Here is a 19,190-nt window from a genome sequence, read left to right on the forward strand (position 1 = left end):
GGTTACTCGCTGCCCTTCTGCTGTAGGAAGTCCTTTGGCTGTATGCCGGTGGTCTTTTTGAACACCTGACTGAAATATTGGCTGGTTTTGTAACCAACCTTCTCGGATATCTCGTATATCTTAAATTGGCCGGTCTGTAGGAGCTGTTTGGCCAGCGCGATCCGGTATTCTGTAGTGTAGTCCAGCAGGGATTGGCCGGTCTCCCGCTTGAAGGTGGTGCGCAGATGAATGCTGCTGATCTGCAGATGGTTCGCGATCGTCTCCAGAGACAGGTCGGGATCGGCATAATTGCTGGCGACATATTCCATCGCTTTGTTGACCCAGCGGGAATAATTTTTCTTAAGCTGTAGTCGCTGCAAACGGTCCTCCAGAATCCTGCACAGGCTGCCTGCGATCTGCCGCGCGTCGGTGCCCAGCGGGTGATCGAAGCTGAAGCTCCCATCCTTGCGGCATTCGTAACTGATCTGGCTAACGATTGCGCGAAGATCCGCCAGACGGGCCTGGGCAGCCACTTTTTCCAAATTGTCTTTCAGCCGGTCCAGTACGCTTATCTCGGGAGACAGCAGGTATTGTCTAACCTCTTCGGCAATAACGGACGCTGCCCCGGCTGAAGGAACCTGATCCAGAAGGAAAATAGCCCCGGGCGGAAGGAAGAACGAATAGTCATATGCTTGTCTCATCGCCGCATATCTGTGCTCCGGCAATTCCGCGTTGCTGCCTGTAGAGATGATAATTCTGGGGAGGACCCCCTTCCAACTAGCTTTCAGTCTCTCTAGCAGTTGGGCGGCGATCTGCCGCAAATTATATTGCTGCAGCAGAAGACTGCTTGAAGAGGACAGCTTCAGCAGTACGGCATATCCGCCTTCATCCATCTCTAAAATATAAATATCCTCCATGTCCGTAGTCTGGAGGCGAATTTCCCCTTCGATGCTCTTCCATACAGCGGGTACCATCCAGCGTTTGCTCTGGCGGCTGCCGTCCAGCAGGAGCGCAGCATCCAGCTCGAAATACAGCAGCGCAGGTTTTCCCTGCTGCTGTTCGGTGACAAGACGGTGCAGACTGGATTCCTGGTTCCCAGGGGGTGCCTGGTATTTGCCCGCAAGCATATCTTTAAGGAGAATATGCAGCGCGTGTCCGTGCCCCTCTTCCTCGGCTGCTTCCGCTGCCAGGTCTTCCTTAAGCAGCTTCAGCTTTTCCAGCAGGCGGTTGCGGCTAATTTCGTGCTTAAGCAGATAATGGGCCGCACGCATTTCCAGTGCCTCGCGGGCGTAATCAAAATCACGGTAAGCAGTCAGAAAGATCAAACGGGTTTTGGGAGCAAGCTGAACCACAAGCCGTCCCAGCTCCAAGCCGTCCATAGGTGACATGGAAATGTCGGTGATGACGATTTGCGGCTGCAATTCTTCGAACATTCGCAGCGCCATGCGCCCGCTGGTTGCTTTTGCGACTACCTGAAAACCGTTCTCCTCCCACGGAACCAACTGGTATACATTATCGAGTGCAAGCGGTTCATCATCGACAAGCATGACCGAAATTAATGAATTCACTGCAGAATTCCCCCGTTCCTGTCGTAATCCAAATATATATGCAGGTATAGCGAAACTTGAAGGCGCTGTCAATGGAAATCCCCGAAGGGGAAAACCCCCGCAGTTCCCTGAAAGAGGCAGTATCTCCTAAATAAAAAGGACCGCTTCCAGATTATTGGAGACGGTCCCATCTTCCTTGCTATCCTTACTTTTCCTCTGTCTCCAGAATCATTACGCCGTAAGGCTGCAGTTGAATTTCATTAGCGACTGTCGAATCTGTGAGCAGTTCTTTCACCGGCTTCTTGACCTTAACCAAAGCGGACTGATCCGAGTAATTCAACAAAAAAACATATTGTGCACCGGAAGAAGAGGCACGTATGCCTAGCTCAACCTCAGCCGGAGCCTCCAGCCAATCTGAAACTGTGGATTCTAATCCTAGTTCCTTGATCAGCGTATCGACGACGGGTTCGCTGTAAGCCGCGCCGTAATACCAGACACTGCCGCTGCCTACCGGGCGTCTGGTTAACGCAGGTTTTCCCGCGTAATATTCGCTGGTATACCAGGCAATTACCTCAACATCAGGATTATTGATTTGCAGGACCTCGTTAAAGCCCATGGCTTTCATTCCCATTGGTAACTTGTTATCTTTCCATTCTAGCTCAGCCGGGGGAACCGTCCCCGTAATCAACGTAAAGTCTTCCACCGTAATGCCGCACAGGTCGGCAACGGGACCAGGGAAAGGTCGCATATAGCATTGGCCGTTTAAATCCTTATATCCAGTTCGGGCACCAAATAACAGACGACCTCCCAGCTCAACATATTGGGTAAGAAGTGCAGCCGTCTCATCCGTCATAATAGCCGGATGCGGATAAACAATCACTTTGTATTTTGCTAAATCCTCAAGTGTAGTTGTCGTACGTAGCGTAATCAAATCTGCCGGAATATGACCGTATTGAAGCTGTTTATACCAGGCATTTGTGCTTTGCCACTGCAGCGGACCATGCCAATTGTCAAATTCTCCGTCCCATTCATTATCGTAGTCTTGCATAATGGCCACTTCAGCCCGGTAGGTTGTCCCTGCGATAACTCCGCCAATCTTTGCAAATTCCTCTCCGACTTGGGCAACTTCCCGAACCCGTCGGTTCGGCTGGTTGTGATAATCATTGATGCCGTGCCAATAAATTTCGGTCCCCATCGTGGCAGTCCGCCAACGGAAGTAGACAAGCAAGTCCGTTCCATGCAGCACCGATTGATAGGACCATAATCGAATTTGTCCTGGTCTGGGCGTTCCCATCCCCATACGGTTTACCCAACCTCCCGGACCGGATTGCTGCTCCATAACGCAGAAGTTCGGCGACATCGAACGCACATTGGATAATTTCATGCTCCAGGCGCGATCCAAAAGCGGTTTCTCATCGGTTCCGGGGAAGATCGTGGAAAACTGCGGATATGAATCATAGGAAATGAAGTCTAAAATCTCGTCGGTCAGCTCATGACTGTCCAAATGACCGAAGGTTCCGTTGGTCGTAATCCAATGATTCGGCGCCATTTCTCGAATGATATCGGCTTGCAGCTTGGCAAATGAAACTGTATTGGCGGAAAAGAACCTCTTCTCATCCAGAGCCAGATGCGGGTTTGGGGTATTGCTAATGGTAGGACGTGAAAGATGAACTTGTTCCCAGTCCGTATAGGTCTGACTCCAAAACACAGTTCCCCAAGCCTTATTCAAGTTATCTAAAGTTTGGTAACGATTCTTTAGCCATTCGCGAAAAGCTTCGTGATCGGCTTCAGAATAGAAGACGTTGGTCTCGCAGTTCAGCTCGTTGTCAATTTGCCAGCCGATCACCGCAGGATGATCCTTATAGGCCTCTACCATCTTACGAACGATTCGTTCGGATAAAGCTCTATATTTCGGACTGCTGTAATTGTAATGACGACGCATGCCGTGACGGTACAGCACTCCCTCCACGTTCGCGTTTAGAACCTCAGGGTATTTATGCGTAAGCCAAGCGGGCGGTGTTGCGGTAGGCGTTCCCAAGATGACCTTAATGCCATAGTTGTGAGCCAAGTCCATGACACGATGGAAAAAACTAAAATCATACTTTCCCTCTTCCGGCTCAAATATCGCCCATGCAAATTCCGCCATTCGAATGACCGATATATTCATCTCACGCATGCGGCGGAAATCTTCCTCCCACAATTCCTCAGGCCAATGTTCCGGGTAATAACAGACCCCTAAAGTCAATCTGTCCATATGAATCGATTTAGTCATCATTTTTTGCCTCCCTAGATCCTGATCTTATTACCATTCTATTAGCTGCCAAATTGAATTTAAATTTCAAATCCGTGCGATATGTATTAAAATATTGTCATTGCTTGGTCGTGAAAACTTTAAAGATACAAATCTATATAGCATTTAATTCAAAATTATTGCGTTAGAGGTGTGCGATGCGAGAACATATCTTTCTTCCCAAACCCCTGTTTCCAAGACACTTTTGTTTTCCCGATTTTATCGGTGGATACAGTGATTTTCCGGAGCACGCCGTAAACCGTGAATTCCAAACCAAAGAAAATCATTTGGACATTTATTATAATTTACACATTGTACTTAACGGCAAAGGTTACCTCCATACAGAAGGGAGAACCTACGAACTGACTGCTGGGCAAGGCTTTCTCTATGGCCCCGGACTTAGACAGCGTTATTACTCCGATTTCCACGAACCGTGGAACATTCGCTGGGTTCACTTCTATGGACTTCGTTTAGAGGAATTGTTGAATGGCAAAGGAATTGGCGATCCCTGGCTGTTTGCTTTGTCCGACCTTCCTTCGATCAAAGCTATATTGGATCGGATGCTGCAATTGGGCAGAAACTTTCAAGTCGAGGACGAATATGCAATAGCTTCAACCCTCTACGAACTTTTGCTCAGAATACTGTCGACCTCCACCCAATTAAACGTTTCCGCCGGTCAAGGCGCAGACCGAATCAGGTCCGTTGCTAATTACATCCGGTCACACAGCTTTGAACCCATTACCCTTGAACAAGCTGCTGCAACTGCGGGTTACAGCACCCACTATTTTAGTCGCCAATTTAACCGGATGTTTAGCATGTCTTTTTCCGATTTTTTGTTGGAATCACGCCTGCTTCACGCCAAACAACTCTTATCCTCCACGAGCTTGACCATTAAGCATATTGCCCTGGAATCGGGATTTTCCCAGTCCAGCTACTTTATTACTTGCTTTAAACGCTCTGAGGGAATGACGCCTTCGAGATTTCGCATGCTGCATCAGACCGATGCGGATAAATCAGCTAAATGATAAAGGGAAAAACACTATGCGATCGTCTGGCAAGCCCATCTGTATTGCTCACAAGGGTCCTCCATTTTAATAGGAATAGTAACTGCAACCTGCAACAAATAATAAGGCCCATCTATTTTAAAAATGGGGGGCGTATGCTTTGCAACGATTTGATCCTGACCTGGTATTCTTTGAGCCGGACGCTTTAAATTATCCGCTGGGAGCGAACCTTTATACCCATTTTGAAAGCGTGGGGACCCCAATCAAAATGACAACTTCGCACAACCGGGTCACCAGCATCCCAGGGGAAACCGAAACGGAAAAATATCGCAACGCCAAACGGACGCTGGTCGTCGGGGTACGGAAAACGCTTGACTTCGACACGTCCAAGCCATCAGCTGAGTTTGCTATTCCCCTGGCAACAGGCTGCGCGGGACATTGCCATTATTGCTACCTGCAAACTACGATGAGCTCCAAGCCGTATATCCGAATTTACGTAAATCTGGACGAGATTTTAGACAGAGCTGCACAGTACATTGAGGAGCGAAAACCGGACATCACCCATTTCGAGGCGGCGTGTACAGGAGACCCGGTATCGCTGGAGCATTTGACCGGAGCTTTACGGAAATATATCGAGTTTATGGCCGAGCAGGATTTTGGACATCTGCGGTTTGTGACCAAATTTGCGAATATCGACTCCTTGTTGGATGTTCACCACGGAGGGAATACGCGAATTCGTTTTTCGATTAATTCCGACTATGTCATTCGAAACTTTGAACCGGCTACCTCTAGCTTCGAGGAGCGGATCGAGGCAGCAGGGCGGGTAGCAGAAGCGGGATATCCGTTAGGTTTCATTATTGCTCCTATCATGAAATATGAAGGATGGCAGGACGGATATATGGAGCTTATTACGAAGTTGCATGACCGATTGAAGGATATCGATATCGTGGATTTGACTTTCGAACTGATTCAGCACCGTTTCACCAAAGTCGCCAAAAGTACAATTCTAAAACGCTATCCTAAAACGAAGCTGGATATGGAAGAGGAGGACCGGCAGCTGAAGTGGGGAAGGTACGGCAGGTTTAAATACGTATACAAAGCGGAAACGGTCGAGGAGTTTCAGAAGCTTTTTCAGCAGGTGATTCAAGAGCATTTTCCCAAGGCCCGGATTGAGTATTTTGTTTAAGTGACAGGCCTCCTCACAATTTACCCCGAGCGATCTCCCTCTGGCAGACGGAATAAACCGTAGGTTATGATCTGCCAGGGGAAATTGTAGTTATTGATGTGAAAAACTTCACAATAAATAAAAGAGGCACTATATATAATAGTATGCGAGAACTAAAGAGAAAAACATTACAAGTCGGGGGTATCCTGAATTACGCCCTGCTTTTTTGTCGGTTTTTTTAGTTCAGAAGAAGGGGAATCAATTAATTAGTGGGGGGTAAACCATGAAAAAGAACGTAGCAACAGCACTAATTCTCATCATGTCCTTTGCGCTTGTGATCTCGGGCTGCGGCAACGGGAAATATTTGAGCGAGGGCAGTACGACGAAAGAACAACCGAAAACGGAAGCCGTTTCCGGGGCATCGAAATCTGAGTACACACCACTTGATCAACTCAAGGACAAATATGACGTCATCATCGTTGGTGCAGGCGGCGCAGGGATGACTGCGGCGATCGAAGCCAAAGCAAAAGGCATGAACCCAGTTATTTTTGAAAAAATGGAAACGGCCGGCGGGAATACCAACAAGTCTTCTTCCGGTATGAATGCTTCTGAATCGAAATTCCAAAAAGAGCAAGGCATTAAAGACAGCAATGATCTTTTCTATGATGAAACACTTAAAGGCGGTAAAGGCACGAACGACAAAGATCTTCTTCGTTATTTCGTTGACCATTCCGCAGCAGCCATCGACTGGCTCGATTCCATCGGCATTCGTTTGGACAACCTGACGATTACCGGCGGTATGAGTGTGAAACGTACGCACCGTCCTACAGATGGTTCCGCAGTAGGTGGATACCTTGTTAAAGGTTTGGTTGAAAATGTGCACAAAAATAACATTCCGCTGTTCGTAAATGCGGATGTTAAAGAAATTGCGCAAAAAGACGGTAAAGTAACCGGCGTTAAAGTCGTTTTCGACAAAAAAGATGAAAAAGTAATCTCTGCAAATGCTGTCATCGTAGCAACTGGCGGTTTCGGCGCTAACTTTGATATGATGACCAAATATAGACCAGACCTGAAAGGTTATGTTACTACTAACCAACCAGGCAGCACTGGCGACGGCATCACAATGATCGAAAAAGCTGGCGGTTACACGGTTGATATGGATCAAATCCAAGTTCACCCGACAGTCAACCAAGCTAAATCGTACCTGATCGGCGAAGCTGTTCGCGGTGAGGGTGGAATTCTTGTATACGGCGATGCTAAACGTTTCCACAATGAAATGGATACTCGAGACAATGTTACTGCAGCCATCAATGCACTTCCTAAGAAATATGCTTGGATTGTATTTGATTCCGGCGTGAAAGACCGCGTAAAAGCGATCGCCCAATATCAAAAAATGGGCTTGATTGTAGAAGGCAAAACGATTGAAGAATTGGCTAAGAAAATGGGTGTTCCTGCTAAGCAGCTTAACTACACCATGAAAGCATGGAATATCGCTGTTAAACAAAAAAATGACTGGAAATTTGGCAGATCAACCGGTATGGACCACGATTTGTCCCAAGGCCCATTCTATGCTACCAAGATCGCTCCAGGGATCCACTACACCATGGGCGGCGTGAAAATCAACACGAACACGGAAGTTCTGACTAAAGAAGGAAAAGCAATCCCAGGCTTGTATGCAGCTGGTGAAGTAACTGGCGGATTGCACGGCCAAAACCGGATCGGCGGTAACTCGGTTGCTGATATCGTAATCTTCGGATATCAAGCAGGCGACAAAGCAGCTGAATTCGTTAAAGCAGCAAAATAAGATATGCGTTAGTGCATAACGCTAATTTAATATCGTTTGAAATGAACTGCACCTCTATTGTTAGATGTTGTCTAGCATTGGAGGTGCAGTTTTTTTCATACCTAGCCAAAGGCGGCTTCGGTCGAACTTAGGCAAACAGAAAAATAGGGGGAATTTATGGCCTTATTTTTACCAAATGGCCTCTTTTCAATAATATTAGGGGTAAAAAATGGCCCTATTCCACCGCGGCTTCCACGAAAACAGCCTTTTTGACGCTTACGGCAAATAATAGGACCATAAAATTCCCCTATTTAGGGTAAAGACCTCACTTTCCCTTAAATAAGGCCATTTCTTACCCTTAATTTTTGTGGTTCACTTGTGGCTCCCCTAATAAAGGCAGGAACCTCAATCCATCTTCACAACTGCCGTACATAAGAAGGTGAGCTGCAGCTCAGGGGGAACGCACTGGTTCTGGTACCATTCAAAATTCGGTCTGGACGTATCCACCTTCCATCCGCTGTCCGGCAGCCATTCGTTCATCCAGCGATCCCAGGTCGGGCCGATCTCTTCCGAGGAGCCGAAGTGGACGGTTACCGCATAAAGGCCCTCCGGTAGGGTGATATCTTGCAGGCCATACGTATTGTCGAAATCGGTATCTACAACCACGGCGGCATAAGAGTGTTTCTTCTCCATCGGGATGGCCGGGTCATGATCAGGAAACACGCACATGCTGCCTCGAATATAGGGAAAAAGCTGATGCTGCTCTACGGTATGCATGAGCTTTTCCCAGGCATGGGGAAGTCCCCAATAGTCACCGACATTCTCCACGGCTACGACGCGCTTTGGTGCAAAGGACGTTATTTTCGTTTCCAATGAATTCACTCCTTCAGGGTTTAAGTAGAACCAATGGAGCTGCTGTCTCTCACTGTAGTGGAGCCCGACAGAGGAATAGATGCGGCCTCTCCAGTCGGAAAGTTTTCTGGCATCTGTCGGGGACAGCCCGTAGACACGCTTAAACGCTTTGGAGAAGGACTCCAACGTTTCATAGCCTGAGTCGAACGCGATGTCTGTGATCTCTCTGTTCGTCGTACGGAGCAAGTGCATGGCTCTTTCCATACGCAATCTTCTTAAGCACTCATGCACGTTCTCACCGGTAAGCTCGCGAAACTTACGATGAAAATGATACGGAGATGAGTATACTTCAGTGGAAATTTGCCGGAAGTCCAGAGGTTCGTCCAAAGCGCCCATGATGCGAAGTATGGCTTCCTCTACTTTACGATGCCAGTCAATCCTTGTATTGGTTCTCATAACACCTCAACTATAAATCCAGAAGGAGAATTTAACCTGTCCTGTGTTGCTGTTTTCATTATAGCAAGGGATGAAAATGCCGATGCATAATTTTTGCTCATATTGGGAATTTTGCTTAATGAATAAATTATGTATGAGGAGCTGGCGTAAATGAAGACGTTAAATGTGGTGGCACTGTCTTTGCTGATTGTTGGCGGACTGAACTGGCTGTTGATAGGTCTCTTTAGATATGATCTGGTTGCTGCGATTTTTGGAGGGGCGAATAGCGCATTATCCCGGCTTATTTATGTGATAGTCGGTATTTGCGCGATCTATTCGTTTAAATTTTTCAACAATGTAAGCAGCGAGGAACGCGCTAGATAGGTATTGCTGCTTCTAAGCAGAGTAAGGCCGCTCGGTCCAGTTACCCACCATGGACGAGCGGCCATTTAAGTTTTTTTAATGAACCAGCTTCCGATTACGACTTAGCTTTCCCGGTGGAACCTAATAGCTGGAGCAGTTCCGTTACTTTTGTAACTAGAGCATTTTTCCCGGGTGTCATCATCGCTCTGGGCTCATAAACCGTCGGATTAAACTGCATAAAGGTTTGAACCGCGGCTGCCCAGGAAGTAAGCAGCTCAGTGTTATAGTTTACTTTTGCATGTCCGAGCTCGATCGCGTGGTGCAACTGATGTGCGGGAATCCCGGAAGCGCCATGAAGTACGAGCGGCACTTGCACCGCTTCCGCAATTTCCTTCATTTCTCGGAATCCAAGCTTAGGCTCACCATGGTATTTGCCGTGGACGGAGCCGAGTGCGGCGGCCAAGGCATCAATGCCGGTTTCATGCACCAGTCTTACACACTCGTTCAAATCCGCATAACGGATTCCACCGACAAGTCCATCCTCCATGCCCCCCACGGTTCCAACCTCAGCTTCCACGGTGACGCCGTGTTTATGAGCATAGGCGGTAACCTGCTTCGTATTTTGGATATTCACTTCGATAGGCTCATGAGAGCCGTCATACATGACGGAGCTGAAGCCGGCATCGATGGCAAGCTTGCAGTGGGATACCGTGGAGCTATGATCCAAGTGGAGGGCAACGGGAACGGTGACCCGCTGCTCCTCCATGATGGAGTTGACCATCGCCACGATCGTCTTGAAGCCGCCGAGATAGTCGATCAGCCGATCTGAGGCGGCTAAAATAACCGGTGATTTGGAGGTCTCCGCCGCCTGCAAAATCGCCTGCACCCACAGAAGCCCGTTGATGTTGAATTGCCCCACAGCGTATTTGCCAGCTTGAGCGCGCTGCAGCATGTCAGTCATTGATATTAGAGTCATGGTTGCCCTCCCCTTTACTCCAAATCGTTTACGTAAAAAGATATACAAGGTAACAGATGATTGTTGTTTAAATAATAACACCGAGCAACAGGACGCAACCAAGTCCAGTAACAGAGAGCACGGTAGTGAGTAGTGTCCAGGTCTGGAAGGTTTGCTTCATGCTCAAGCCGAAGTACTCCTTGATCATCCAGAATCCGGCGTCGTTGACGTGGCAGGCGATAACGCTGCCTGCACCGGTGGCCAGCACCATGAGTGCCGGGTCGACCGTACCTGCCGCCATCATCGGGGCAACCAGACCGGCGGTTGTCAGTGCGGCTACGGTTGCCGATCCTAGACACAGCCGCAGGAGAGCCGCGATGATCCAAGCGATCAGAAGCGGTGATAGGCTCGAGTTGCTGAACAGGGTAGCTACATATTTGCCGACGCCGCCGTCTACCAGCACTTGCTTGAAGGCGCCACCACCACCGATGATCAGCAGCATCATGGCGATTTGGGAAATCGATGTCGTCAGCGTGTTCCCGATTTCTTTCATCGGGATTTTACGGGATATACCCATCGTATAAACGGCAAGCAAAAGGGAGATCAGCATGGCTGCGCCAGGGGAACCGATAAAAGCAATGATTTCTTTGACCTTGGAATCGCCAGGGAACAACAGGGCATAAATCGTGGAAGCTCCCATGAATATTACCGGGAAGAGAGACGTTAATACGCTGATTCCGAATCCAGGGGTTTCCTCCAGCTTATAAACCTTGCGCTCTCCAAGCGCGCTAATATTTCCGCTATTTTCATAAGCGCCCGGGAAACACTTCATCGCAAATTTATTAAACAAAGGACCGGCGATAATCGTAGTTGGAATACCGACAAGAATACCAAGCAGCAGTACGTGTCCAATATTTGCGCCGTATGCGACGGAAATGGCGGTCGGACCCGGATGCGGAGGCAGGAAGGCGTGGGTGACATTAAGCGCTGCAGCCATCGGAATGCCGAGGTACAGGAAAGGCATCTTCAACTCTTTGGCTATCGCATAGACAATCGGAATGAGCAGAACAACGCCGACCTCAAAGAACAAGCAGATACCTATAATGAACGAGGCAATAACAACGGCAAATTGAATATGCTTGCGGCCGAACTTGTCAATGAGTGTCGTGGCGATGCGATAACCGCCGCCTGCATCAGAAACCAGTTTACCAAGCATTGCGCCAAAGCCGAACACGAGCGCCAAGTGGCCTAATTGGCCGCCGATCCCTGTTTCAATGGTAGAGATGATCTTGGTCATATCCATGCCGAGACATAGCGCAACGATCACGGAAACGATGACGAGGGATACAAAGGTGTTGAGCTTAAGCTTCATAATCAGGAACAACAGGATAATAACGCCGAGAGCTACGATTAAGATGGGCATGTGGTCGCCTCCTAAGCAAATGTTGTCACATTGTGCGGAACAATTAAAGCGCTTTCTACATTGACAGAAGAAAACTAATCCAAAAAGCGGGCCCTAACCTCGTTGAACTGCAGATCGGTTATGCATTCGCTTTGATCAACGCCTCAATCTCAGCAATCGTCGGCATTGCCTCCGAGCAACTGTGCTTGCTTACGACGATAGCGGCCGAGGCGCTGCCGTATTGCAGGGCCGTTTGAATGTCCTTCCCGGACATCAGTGCGTGGAGGAATGCCGCAGCGTAGGAATCTCCTGCGCCAAAGGTTTTCAAAACCTTACTCTTATATGCTGTGCCATGATATATTTCGCCCGATTTGGTATAGGCATATGAGCCTTCAACGCCGTGCTTGATGACAATGAGCTTGGCTTGGTGCCGGAACAGGTAACCCACCGTACTGGCGTTATCGCCTTTACGATTCTCCATCATATCGAATTCATCTCTCGTTCCGATGACGATGTTGGCTTGCTCGGCAACGAGGGAATAGTATACTGAGGTTTCGTAGACCGATTTCCAGGTGTAGGAGCGGTAATCCAGTTCGAAAATGACATCGACCTGATGCTTCTTCGCAAACTTAATTGCCTGGAAGACGGCTTCCCGGGACGGGCTTTGCGCCAGGGCCGTTCCGGATATGAGCAGCGCCTTTGCCTGCTTGATATAATCTTCGTTGACTTCCTCAGGCTGCAAATACAAGTCGGCGACGCCTTCACGGTACATCAAAATGCTGCATTCCTCAGGGCTCTTGATCTCCGTAAACGCAAGTCCCGCTATATGTCCTTCCCGGTCTACGACCATACCCGACGTATCCACACCGGCATCCGCCATAAACTTCTGAATAAAACGGCCGTGCTGGTCGTCGGGAATTTTGCCGATAAATCCTACCTTGAGGCCCAGCTTAGCGCTGCCAATAGCAATGTTGGCGGGGGAACCGCCCACATATTTGGAGAAGGTGTGCGTTTCCTCCATAGGACGGTTATATTCCACCGCATTTAAATCGATGCAGGCTCGGCCGAGGGCAATCAGGTCGTACTTTTTCTCATTTTGTGACATGTTAAGCGCTCCTTTTCTGGATTAATCAAACGAAGGTTTTGGATATCTGGCGGTGACGACTTTCTTTCTTGTATAAAAATCAACGCTGTCTTTGCCGTTGGCGTGCAGCGTACCGTAAAAAGAAGACTTCCAGCCTGAGAATGGGAAAAAGGCCATTGGTGCCGGAACGCCCAAGTTGATGCCCAGCATGCCCGCATCGATGTTTTCCCGGAAATATCGGATCGCCGAGGCATTATTCGTAAACAGGCAGGCCCCGTTGGCAAATTCGGACTGATTGGCCACCCTCACGCCTTCCTCCAGGTTTTTCACGCGAATAATCGAGAGTACTGGCGCAAAAATCTCATCCTTCCAAATGGTCATGTCAGTCGTGACATGGTCGAAAATGGTAGGCCCGACAAAGTACCCTTGCTCAGGAGCATTAGTTCGGCCATCACAAACCAATTCGGCCCCTTCTGCAATGCCCAGCTCAATGTATCGATGGGTCCGCTTCAGGTTTTCTTCCCGGATGACTGGCCCCAGGAAAACCCCGTCTTCCAGGCCGTTCCCGATTTTTAGCCCCATAGACCGCTCTTTCAGCTGTTTAACGAATTCATCAGCAATGCCTTCCTCCACGGTAACGACCGAGCAGGCCATACATCTTTCGCCGGCAGAGCCGAAGGCGGCGGAGATAACGTTGGTGATCGTTTCGTCGAGGTTGGCGTCATTAAGCACGATGGTGTGGTTTTTCGCGCCGGTCAAAGCCTGCACACGCTTCAGGTTTTCACTTCCCTTTTTGTACACATATTCGCCGACGGGTTTGGAGCCGACAAAGGAAATGGCTTTGATCCGAGGATGCTCCAGCATGCCATTGACGACATCGTGTGCACCATAAACGACATTGAGCACACCCTTGGGCAAACCGGCCTCCGTAAACAGCTCAACAAGCTTTTGCGTCAAAAGAGGCGTTTTCTCCGACGGCTTCAAAATAAACGTATTGCCCAGCGCGATCGCCATAGGGAACATCCAGCACGGCACCATCATTGGAAAGTTGAACGGGGCAATCCCGCCGACGATTCCGACAGGGTAGCGGTAATTGACGGCCTCCACATCCGTGGCGATGGAGGATAGGGAGTCGCCCATCATCAGGGTTGGAGCCCCAGCAGCAAATTCGACATTTTCGATGCCGCGCTGTACCTCGCCGAGCGATTCCTTGAGATTTTTACCGTTTTCCAGTGTGATGAGACGAGCCAGCTCTTCTTTGTTTTTCATGAGAAGCTGCTGGTAATTGAACAAAATTCTTGCCCGGCGCGGCACAGCAACGTTCTTCCAAGCAGCAAAGGCGGCCTCGGCGGCAGCAGCGGCAAGCGCAACATCTTCCTTAGGGGATAGGGGAACGGCGGCAATCACCTCTTTAGTCGTCGGGTTGACAACGTTTTCAAAATGGCTTGCATGGCTGTCTACCCATTCCCCGTTAATGTAGTTCTTCAGCTTTTTGACCTCACTCATTTCGTCCATCCCTTCTCTGTTTCGTACAAAAGATGTCCAACTTTATGCTAAGTTTGTGTTATTAGTTAGGCAACTCATTGTCAATAACTGGCATTTGATTGGTATTATGTTGGTCATCTTTTGGGTAAATAGTAATATGATTATGGTGACGTGTCAATATTTTTAATTTAATGCAATCATGTTTGTTAACTGTTGATTACATTTTGGTTATATGTTATATTTCTAGTATCAATAGGATAGGAGTATAGCATATGAGGGAACGACGGTTGCAGGATTTAGAGGACTATATTCATGCTCATGGGACTGTATCTTTGGATGAGCTATGCGATTATTTTGACGTATCCAAAAATACCATACGCCGCGACATCAACAATCTTTTAGAGAAAGGGACGATCCAGAAAGTATACGGAGGCGTCACCTCGCTTTCTCAGAACCTTATCCCCTTTGAGAATAGAGATATTACACACAAAACGGATAAGAAGGCTATTGCAAAACGAGCCGCGCAGTTTGTTGAAGGAAATGAGTTAATCTTTATCGATTCGGGAACCACGACCCGCAGCATGCTTGAGTATTTGCCGCGCCTGCCCAAGCTGACGATTTTGACAAACAATCTTGACATTATTAATGCCGCAGCGAATCTGGAGCATATTTCTTTACTGGTGATCGGGAATATGTACAAACGGGACACCCGGTCTTTTGTAGGCAATGACGGCCTGGACATTTTGGACAAATACAATATTAACAAGGCCTTTATGGCGGCCACCGGCGTGTCGATCGCGAGCGGTTTAACGAACTCCGACGTAATGGAGTATGAGATTAAGAAAAGGATTGCGGAAAAGGCCCAGCATATTTATTTGCTGGCGGACTCGTCCAAATTCGGAAAATCAACGCTTCTGACCTATTCGCCGCTTGATGCGGTGGAAGCGATTGTAACCTCTCCGGGGGTTCCGGAGGAATATGCAAAATACTGCAAAGAAAAAGATATTACGCTGTATGAGGCGGAAGATGAGTAACTATAGAGAAGATGGGGGAATGGATTGAAATGCCACTGTTGCGATTTGATTTAATCGAGGGCCGTGATGACAAGGCTCTGAGAAAACTGCTGGATACGGCGCACGGTGCCGTGGTTGAAGCTTTTGATGTACCGCCAAGCGACCGTTACCAGATTGTACATCAGCATCCGGCGAATGAGCTCGTGATCGAGGATACGGGCCTGGGATTTGCACGCACCCGTGAGGTGGTCGTGATCAGCATCGTCAGCAAAGCCAGAACAACGAGTCAGAAGGAGAAGCTGTACGCTCTGCTTGCCTCAAAGCTTGAATCCGAATGCGGCCTATCGCCGGAAAATTTAGTGGTGTCGATTACCGAAAACAGCGACGCCGATTGGAGCTTCGGCATGGGAGAAGCCCAGTTCATCACCGGCAAATTGTAAAGGAAACGAACAATCATCTTGAATAGCAGAAAAAAGAGACCGGTGTCGGTCTCTTTTTTATACTGCCGTAGTCCGGCCGCACACTACATCTCATCCGCCAGCCCCAACAGGGCAATCCCCACGATAACTACTATTATGACCGCATACTGCTGCTTGTTCAGCCGCTCCTTCAGGAAGATTCGGGACAGGATAATCGAGAAAATACTATAAGAGGCGATCAAAGGTGCCGCAATAATCGCATTGCTGGACATGGCGAATACGTAGAAGAACTGACCGGCCGTTTCGAACACAGCGGCGTATCCCTTCACGCGTTCTTTGACGAAGTGAAACGGCTGTTTTTTGATAAATCTAAGATATGTAAAGGCAAGCACCGCACAGATGAAGAAGGTATATTCGTAGGCCAGCAGAGCCGAGTCCTCGCTGATCAGCTTAAGCTCATCCAGGTAAATACCGTCGGCAAAGGTGCCGAGTCCGTCGATGATGCAGTACAAGATCGGGAAAATGATTGCCATAAAGCCGATCTGGTATTTTTTATCTGCCGGAGTCAAGCTCGCCTGCAGTGCTTCACGCTCCGACACTTTTTCCAGGATGGCCAGTCCTACGACGCCCAGTGTAACCAGGACAACCCCTAATATTTCAATGATACCTAAATGGTGGGTGAAAAACAGGAATAACAGGATGGTCGTGACGGCACCGGAGGAGTTTTGTACCGGAGATGAAATCGACAGCTCGATGTAGCGGAGCCCGATGTAACCGATGGCCATCGATAAGATGTACATAGCAGATACCGGAAAGTAGCGGACCATTTCCATAGGATCAAAATCAATGCCTTTGCTAAGCATGTAAATCGTTCCGTGGATCCCCATCACCAGGCCAACCATAATGATAATTTTGATATGGCTGTACCGGTCATTGCTGTCGCTGCCTTTTTTGTAAAAGAGATCCGCACCCCCCCAAGCAAAAGCCGTTAATAAAGCGAATAAAAACCACATAACGTTCACTTACTCTCCTTGCTGTAGATTAGTTGACAAACGCCCTCTATAAATAGTCAGGCTGTTTTTAACAGTAGCCCATTTTGTGGTTCTTGCCAAGGAAGAAATTAACTGAACCCCTATTTTCACTTTGAAAAATCTACCGAGCTATACTATGCCTGTACCAAAATAATCCACAACTGTTATTGCTACAGAATGGACACAAATACCATGGGAGGAAAGAATCACATAACGAAAAAAACGTAGTACAATAGGATTAAAATTCGACTTATATCGACCTGTGTCGACAAAATTCAACAGTCCCTCGTTGTTTAAGGGGGCAAAGGAGGTTTTTCTTTGTCTACCCCGTTTGACCGAGAATCGATGATGGAGATGTACATTTTTGAAACATCCCAACTGTTGGAGCAGCTCGAAAGCTCTTTGTTGGACTGCGAAAGGGAACGCAACTATCCACCAGCCTCGATCAATGAAATATTTCGAATCATGCACACGATCAAAGGCTCTTCCGCGGTGATGATGTTTAATGAAATCTCGACACTCGCGCACAGCATTGAAGATTTATTTTATTTTTTACGGGAAAACAAACCGCAGGTCGCCGATTATTCCACGCTTTCCGATCTATTGCTAGCCTGCGTCGATTTTATGAAGGTAGAGATCGAAAAGATTAAAAACCGCGATGAAGCCGATGGTCTTGCCTCAGACCTTAAGGAGCAAATCTCGGCCTTTCTGTCCTTTCTCAAACAAGAGGAAATTCCAGTCGTCGGACACGCTGACAATCTGGAAACGAAGCAATCCGCATCTTTTCAAGACGAACCAGGCATTATCCCCTCGTCTGCTTACACGTATCAGGCCATACTCCATTTTGAAGAAGGCTGCGAGATGGAGAACATCCGTGCCTTTGGTGTCATTCATAAGTTAAAAGAATTAACGGATCATTTTCAGCACGAGCCAGAAAACTTAACCGAAGATGAAAGCGCAGACATTATTCGTAAAAAAGGATTTATCGTAACTCTGCAAACCGACCGGAGTGCGCCTGAAATCCAGGAGTTTTTTGAAAGCACGTTGTTCCTGCATAGGCTTGAGTTCTCGCAATTGAAGGCAGATGAGGCTAGACCGACGGAGTCGCTGGAGCAATCGCCGCATACTCCGGCGGACAAAGGCCCAGGTGGGGAAAAGACAACGCCCCCATCCCAGAATGCAACGCAGCAAACCATAATCAGCGTCAATGTTCGCAAGCTGGATTTGTTAATGGATATGGTCGGCGAGCTGGTCATTTCCGAAGCGATGGTGACGCAGAACCCGGATCTGAAGGGGCATATGCTTGAGAACTTTCAAAAGGCGGCACGCCAGCATCGCAAAATCATCGATGAGCTGCAGGACATGGTTATGTCGATCCGAATGGTGCCCCTGGCCCAGAGCTTTCATAAGATGCACCGGATCATACGGGATATGACGAAGAAGCTAAACAAGGAAGCCGAGCTGGTCATTATCGGCGAGGAGACGGAGGTGGACCGAAACATTATCGAGCACATCTCTGATCCGTTAATGCACCTGATTCGCAACTCGCTCGATCATGGCGTGGAACCGCCGGACGAACGAAAGACTAAGGGAAAGTCCGAGATCGCTACGGTGACGCTAGAAGCAAGAAACGAAGGCGGGGAGGTGTTGATTTTTGTCCGAGATGATGGAAGAGGCCTGAATAAAGCAAAAATTGTCGAAAAAGCAAGAAAAAACGGCCTTTTACATAAGCCAGAGGAGGAAATGAGCGACAAGGAGATATACAGCCTCGTTTTCCTGCCGGGCTTCTCGACCAAGGAGGGGGTTAGCGAATTTTCCGGCCGCGGTGTAGGGATGGACGTAGTCACCCGGAACATTGAGGCGATTGGCGGCACCATTGATGTGGACAGTAAGCCGGGCGAAGGAACGACCATTATTTTAAAAATCCCGCTAACCCTCGCCATCGTCAACGGGATGAACATTCGGGTGGGAGAAGCAACGTATACGGTGCCTACAACTTCAGTCAAGGAATCCTTCCGGGCCAGCGGCAAAGAGGTAATTATCGACCCTGACGGCAATGAGATGCTGATGATCAGGGGGCAGTGCTACCCGATACTTAGGCTCCATGAGTTTTATAAAGTTCGAGCCGGGATCACCCGCATTGAAGAAGGAATTATGCTGATGGTCGAGGGCGGCAACAAAACCGTTTGTTTATTTGCTGATGAGCTGATCGGTGAACAGCAAGCTGTCGTTAAATCGCTTCCCGCCTATATTAAAAGCAAGCGCAAAATTCGGGGGATAACAGGCTGCACGCTGCTTGGAGATGGACGAGTCAGCCTGATTTTGGATATCGCCGGACTTCTTAATTAATACAACCATGATACTTCCAAGGCCACGGCCGGAA

The 19,190-nt window shown here is 48.3% G+C and carries 15 protein-coding genes; 7 read left to right on the top strand and 8 right to left on the bottom strand.

What is annotated here, in order from left to right; translation table 11 throughout:
* Positions 1–2 precede the first annotated feature (2 nt).
* Both ACFQ3W_RS03795 and ACFQ3W_RS03800 read right to left on the bottom strand, forming a co-directional pair.
* Positions 3–1,547 carry a response regulator transcription factor gene (locus ACFQ3W_RS03795; protein WP_379316770.1) on the bottom strand — a complete coding sequence of 515 codons (1,545 nt, stop codon included), beginning with the start codon at positions 1,545–1,547 and terminating at the stop codon, positions 3–5.
* A 184-nt stretch (positions 1,548–1,731) separates the two neighbouring features.
* Positions 1,732–3,798: a beta-galactosidase gene (locus ACFQ3W_RS03800; protein ID WP_379317203.1), complete on the bottom strand. Its 2,067-nt coding sequence runs from the start codon at positions 3,796–3,798 to the stop codon at positions 1,732–1,734.
* Between the two features lie 176 nt (positions 3,799–3,974).
* Here ACFQ3W_RS03800 and ACFQ3W_RS03805 point away from each other — a divergent pair, with 176 nt between their 5' ends.
* From ACFQ3W_RS03805 to ACFQ3W_RS03815, 3 genes are all read left to right on the top strand, one after another.
* The gene (locus ACFQ3W_RS03805; RefSeq protein WP_379316772.1) at positions 3,975–4,841 is read left to right on the top strand and encodes a helix-turn-helix transcriptional regulator; all 867 of its coding nucleotides are present in this window, start codon (positions 3,975–3,977) and stop codon (positions 4,839–4,841) included.
* Between the two features lie 139 nt (positions 4,842–4,980).
* Entirely contained in the window at positions 4,981–6,006 is a 1,026-nt protein-coding gene (gene splB, locus ACFQ3W_RS03810; RefSeq protein ID WP_379316774.1) for a spore photoproduct lyase, read from the top strand.
* 262 nt (positions 6,007–6,268) lie between these two features.
* The gene (locus tag ACFQ3W_RS03815; protein WP_379316776.1) at positions 6,269–7,789 is read left to right on the top strand and encodes a flavocytochrome c; all 1,521 of its coding nucleotides are present in this window, start codon (positions 6,269–6,271) and stop codon (positions 7,787–7,789) included.
* A gap of 384 nt (positions 7,790–8,173) precedes the next feature.
* Here ACFQ3W_RS03815 and ACFQ3W_RS03820 read toward each other — a convergent pair whose 3' ends face one another.
* Positions 8,174–9,076 (bottom strand): AraC family transcriptional regulator, encoded by a 903-nt coding sequence (locus ACFQ3W_RS03820; RefSeq protein ID WP_379316778.1) that lies wholly within the window; start codon positions 9,074–9,076, stop codon positions 8,174–8,176.
* Between the two features lie 150 nt (positions 9,077–9,226).
* Between ACFQ3W_RS03820 and ACFQ3W_RS03825 the strand changes: the two genes are divergently transcribed.
* On the top strand, positions 9,227–9,439 hold the full coding sequence (locus tag ACFQ3W_RS03825; protein WP_379316780.1) for a DUF378 domain-containing protein: 213 nt from the start codon (positions 9,227–9,229) through the stop codon (positions 9,437–9,439).
* 94 nt (positions 9,440–9,533) lie between these two features.
* Here ACFQ3W_RS03825 and fba read toward each other — a convergent pair whose 3' ends face one another.
* The 4 genes from fba to iolA all read right to left on the bottom strand — a co-directional run bounded on the left by fba (position 9,534) and on the right by iolA (position 14,365).
* Positions 9,534–10,394 (bottom strand): class II fructose-1,6-bisphosphate aldolase, encoded by an 861-nt coding sequence (gene fba / locus ACFQ3W_RS03830; protein WP_379316782.1) that lies wholly within the window; start codon positions 10,392–10,394, stop codon positions 9,534–9,536.
* Between the two features lie 67 nt (positions 10,395–10,461).
* Positions 10,462–11,796, bottom strand: coding sequence for a gluconate:H+ symporter (locus ACFQ3W_RS03835; RefSeq protein WP_379316784.1), 1,335 nt, complete (start codon positions 11,794–11,796; stop codon positions 10,462–10,464).
* Between the two features lie 118 nt (positions 11,797–11,914).
* A complete protein-coding gene (gene iolC / locus ACFQ3W_RS03840; protein WP_379316786.1) occupies positions 11,915–12,880 on the bottom strand; it encodes a 5-dehydro-2-deoxygluconokinase in 966 nt (321 codons plus the stop codon).
* Positions 12,881–12,901: 21 nt separating this feature from the next.
* Positions 12,902–14,365, bottom strand: a complete 1,464-nt coding sequence (gene iolA, locus ACFQ3W_RS03845) for a methylmalonate-semialdehyde dehydrogenase (RefSeq protein WP_379316788.1) — start codon at positions 14,363–14,365, stop codon at positions 12,902–12,904.
* A gap of 251 nt (positions 14,366–14,616) precedes the next feature.
* Between iolA and ACFQ3W_RS03850 the strand changes: the two genes are divergently transcribed.
* Positions 14,617–15,378 carry a DeoR/GlpR family DNA-binding transcription regulator gene (locus ACFQ3W_RS03850; RefSeq protein ID WP_379316790.1) on the top strand — a complete coding sequence of 254 codons (762 nt, stop codon included), beginning with the start codon at positions 14,617–14,619 and terminating at the stop codon, positions 15,376–15,378.
* A gap of 29 nt (positions 15,379–15,407) precedes the next feature.
* On the top strand, positions 15,408–15,797 hold the full coding sequence (locus ACFQ3W_RS03855; protein ID WP_379316792.1) for a tautomerase family protein: 390 nt from the start codon (positions 15,408–15,410) through the stop codon (positions 15,795–15,797).
* An 83-nt stretch (positions 15,798–15,880) separates the two neighbouring features.
* On the opposite strand, the gene ACFQ3W_RS03860 is transcribed toward ACFQ3W_RS03855, so the two are convergent.
* Positions 15,881–16,789, bottom strand: coding sequence for an EamA family transporter (locus tag ACFQ3W_RS03860; protein ID WP_379316794.1), 909 nt, complete (start codon positions 16,787–16,789; stop codon positions 15,881–15,883).
* A gap of 336 nt (positions 16,790–17,125) precedes the next feature.
* Here ACFQ3W_RS03860 and ACFQ3W_RS03865 point away from each other — a divergent pair, with 336 nt between their 5' ends.
* Positions 17,126–19,156 carry a chemotaxis protein CheW gene (locus tag ACFQ3W_RS03865; RefSeq protein ID WP_379316796.1) on the top strand — a complete coding sequence of 677 codons (2,031 nt, stop codon included), beginning with the start codon at positions 17,126–17,128 and terminating at the stop codon, positions 19,154–19,156.
* Positions 19,157–19,190: the final 34 nt, after the last annotated feature.

Origin of the sequence: Paenibacillus puldeungensis (assembly GCF_042678945.1) — a bacterium.
In the GTDB taxonomy this organism is placed as follows: domain Bacteria; phylum Bacillota; class Bacilli; order Paenibacillales; family Paenibacillaceae; genus Fontibacillus; species Fontibacillus puldeungensis.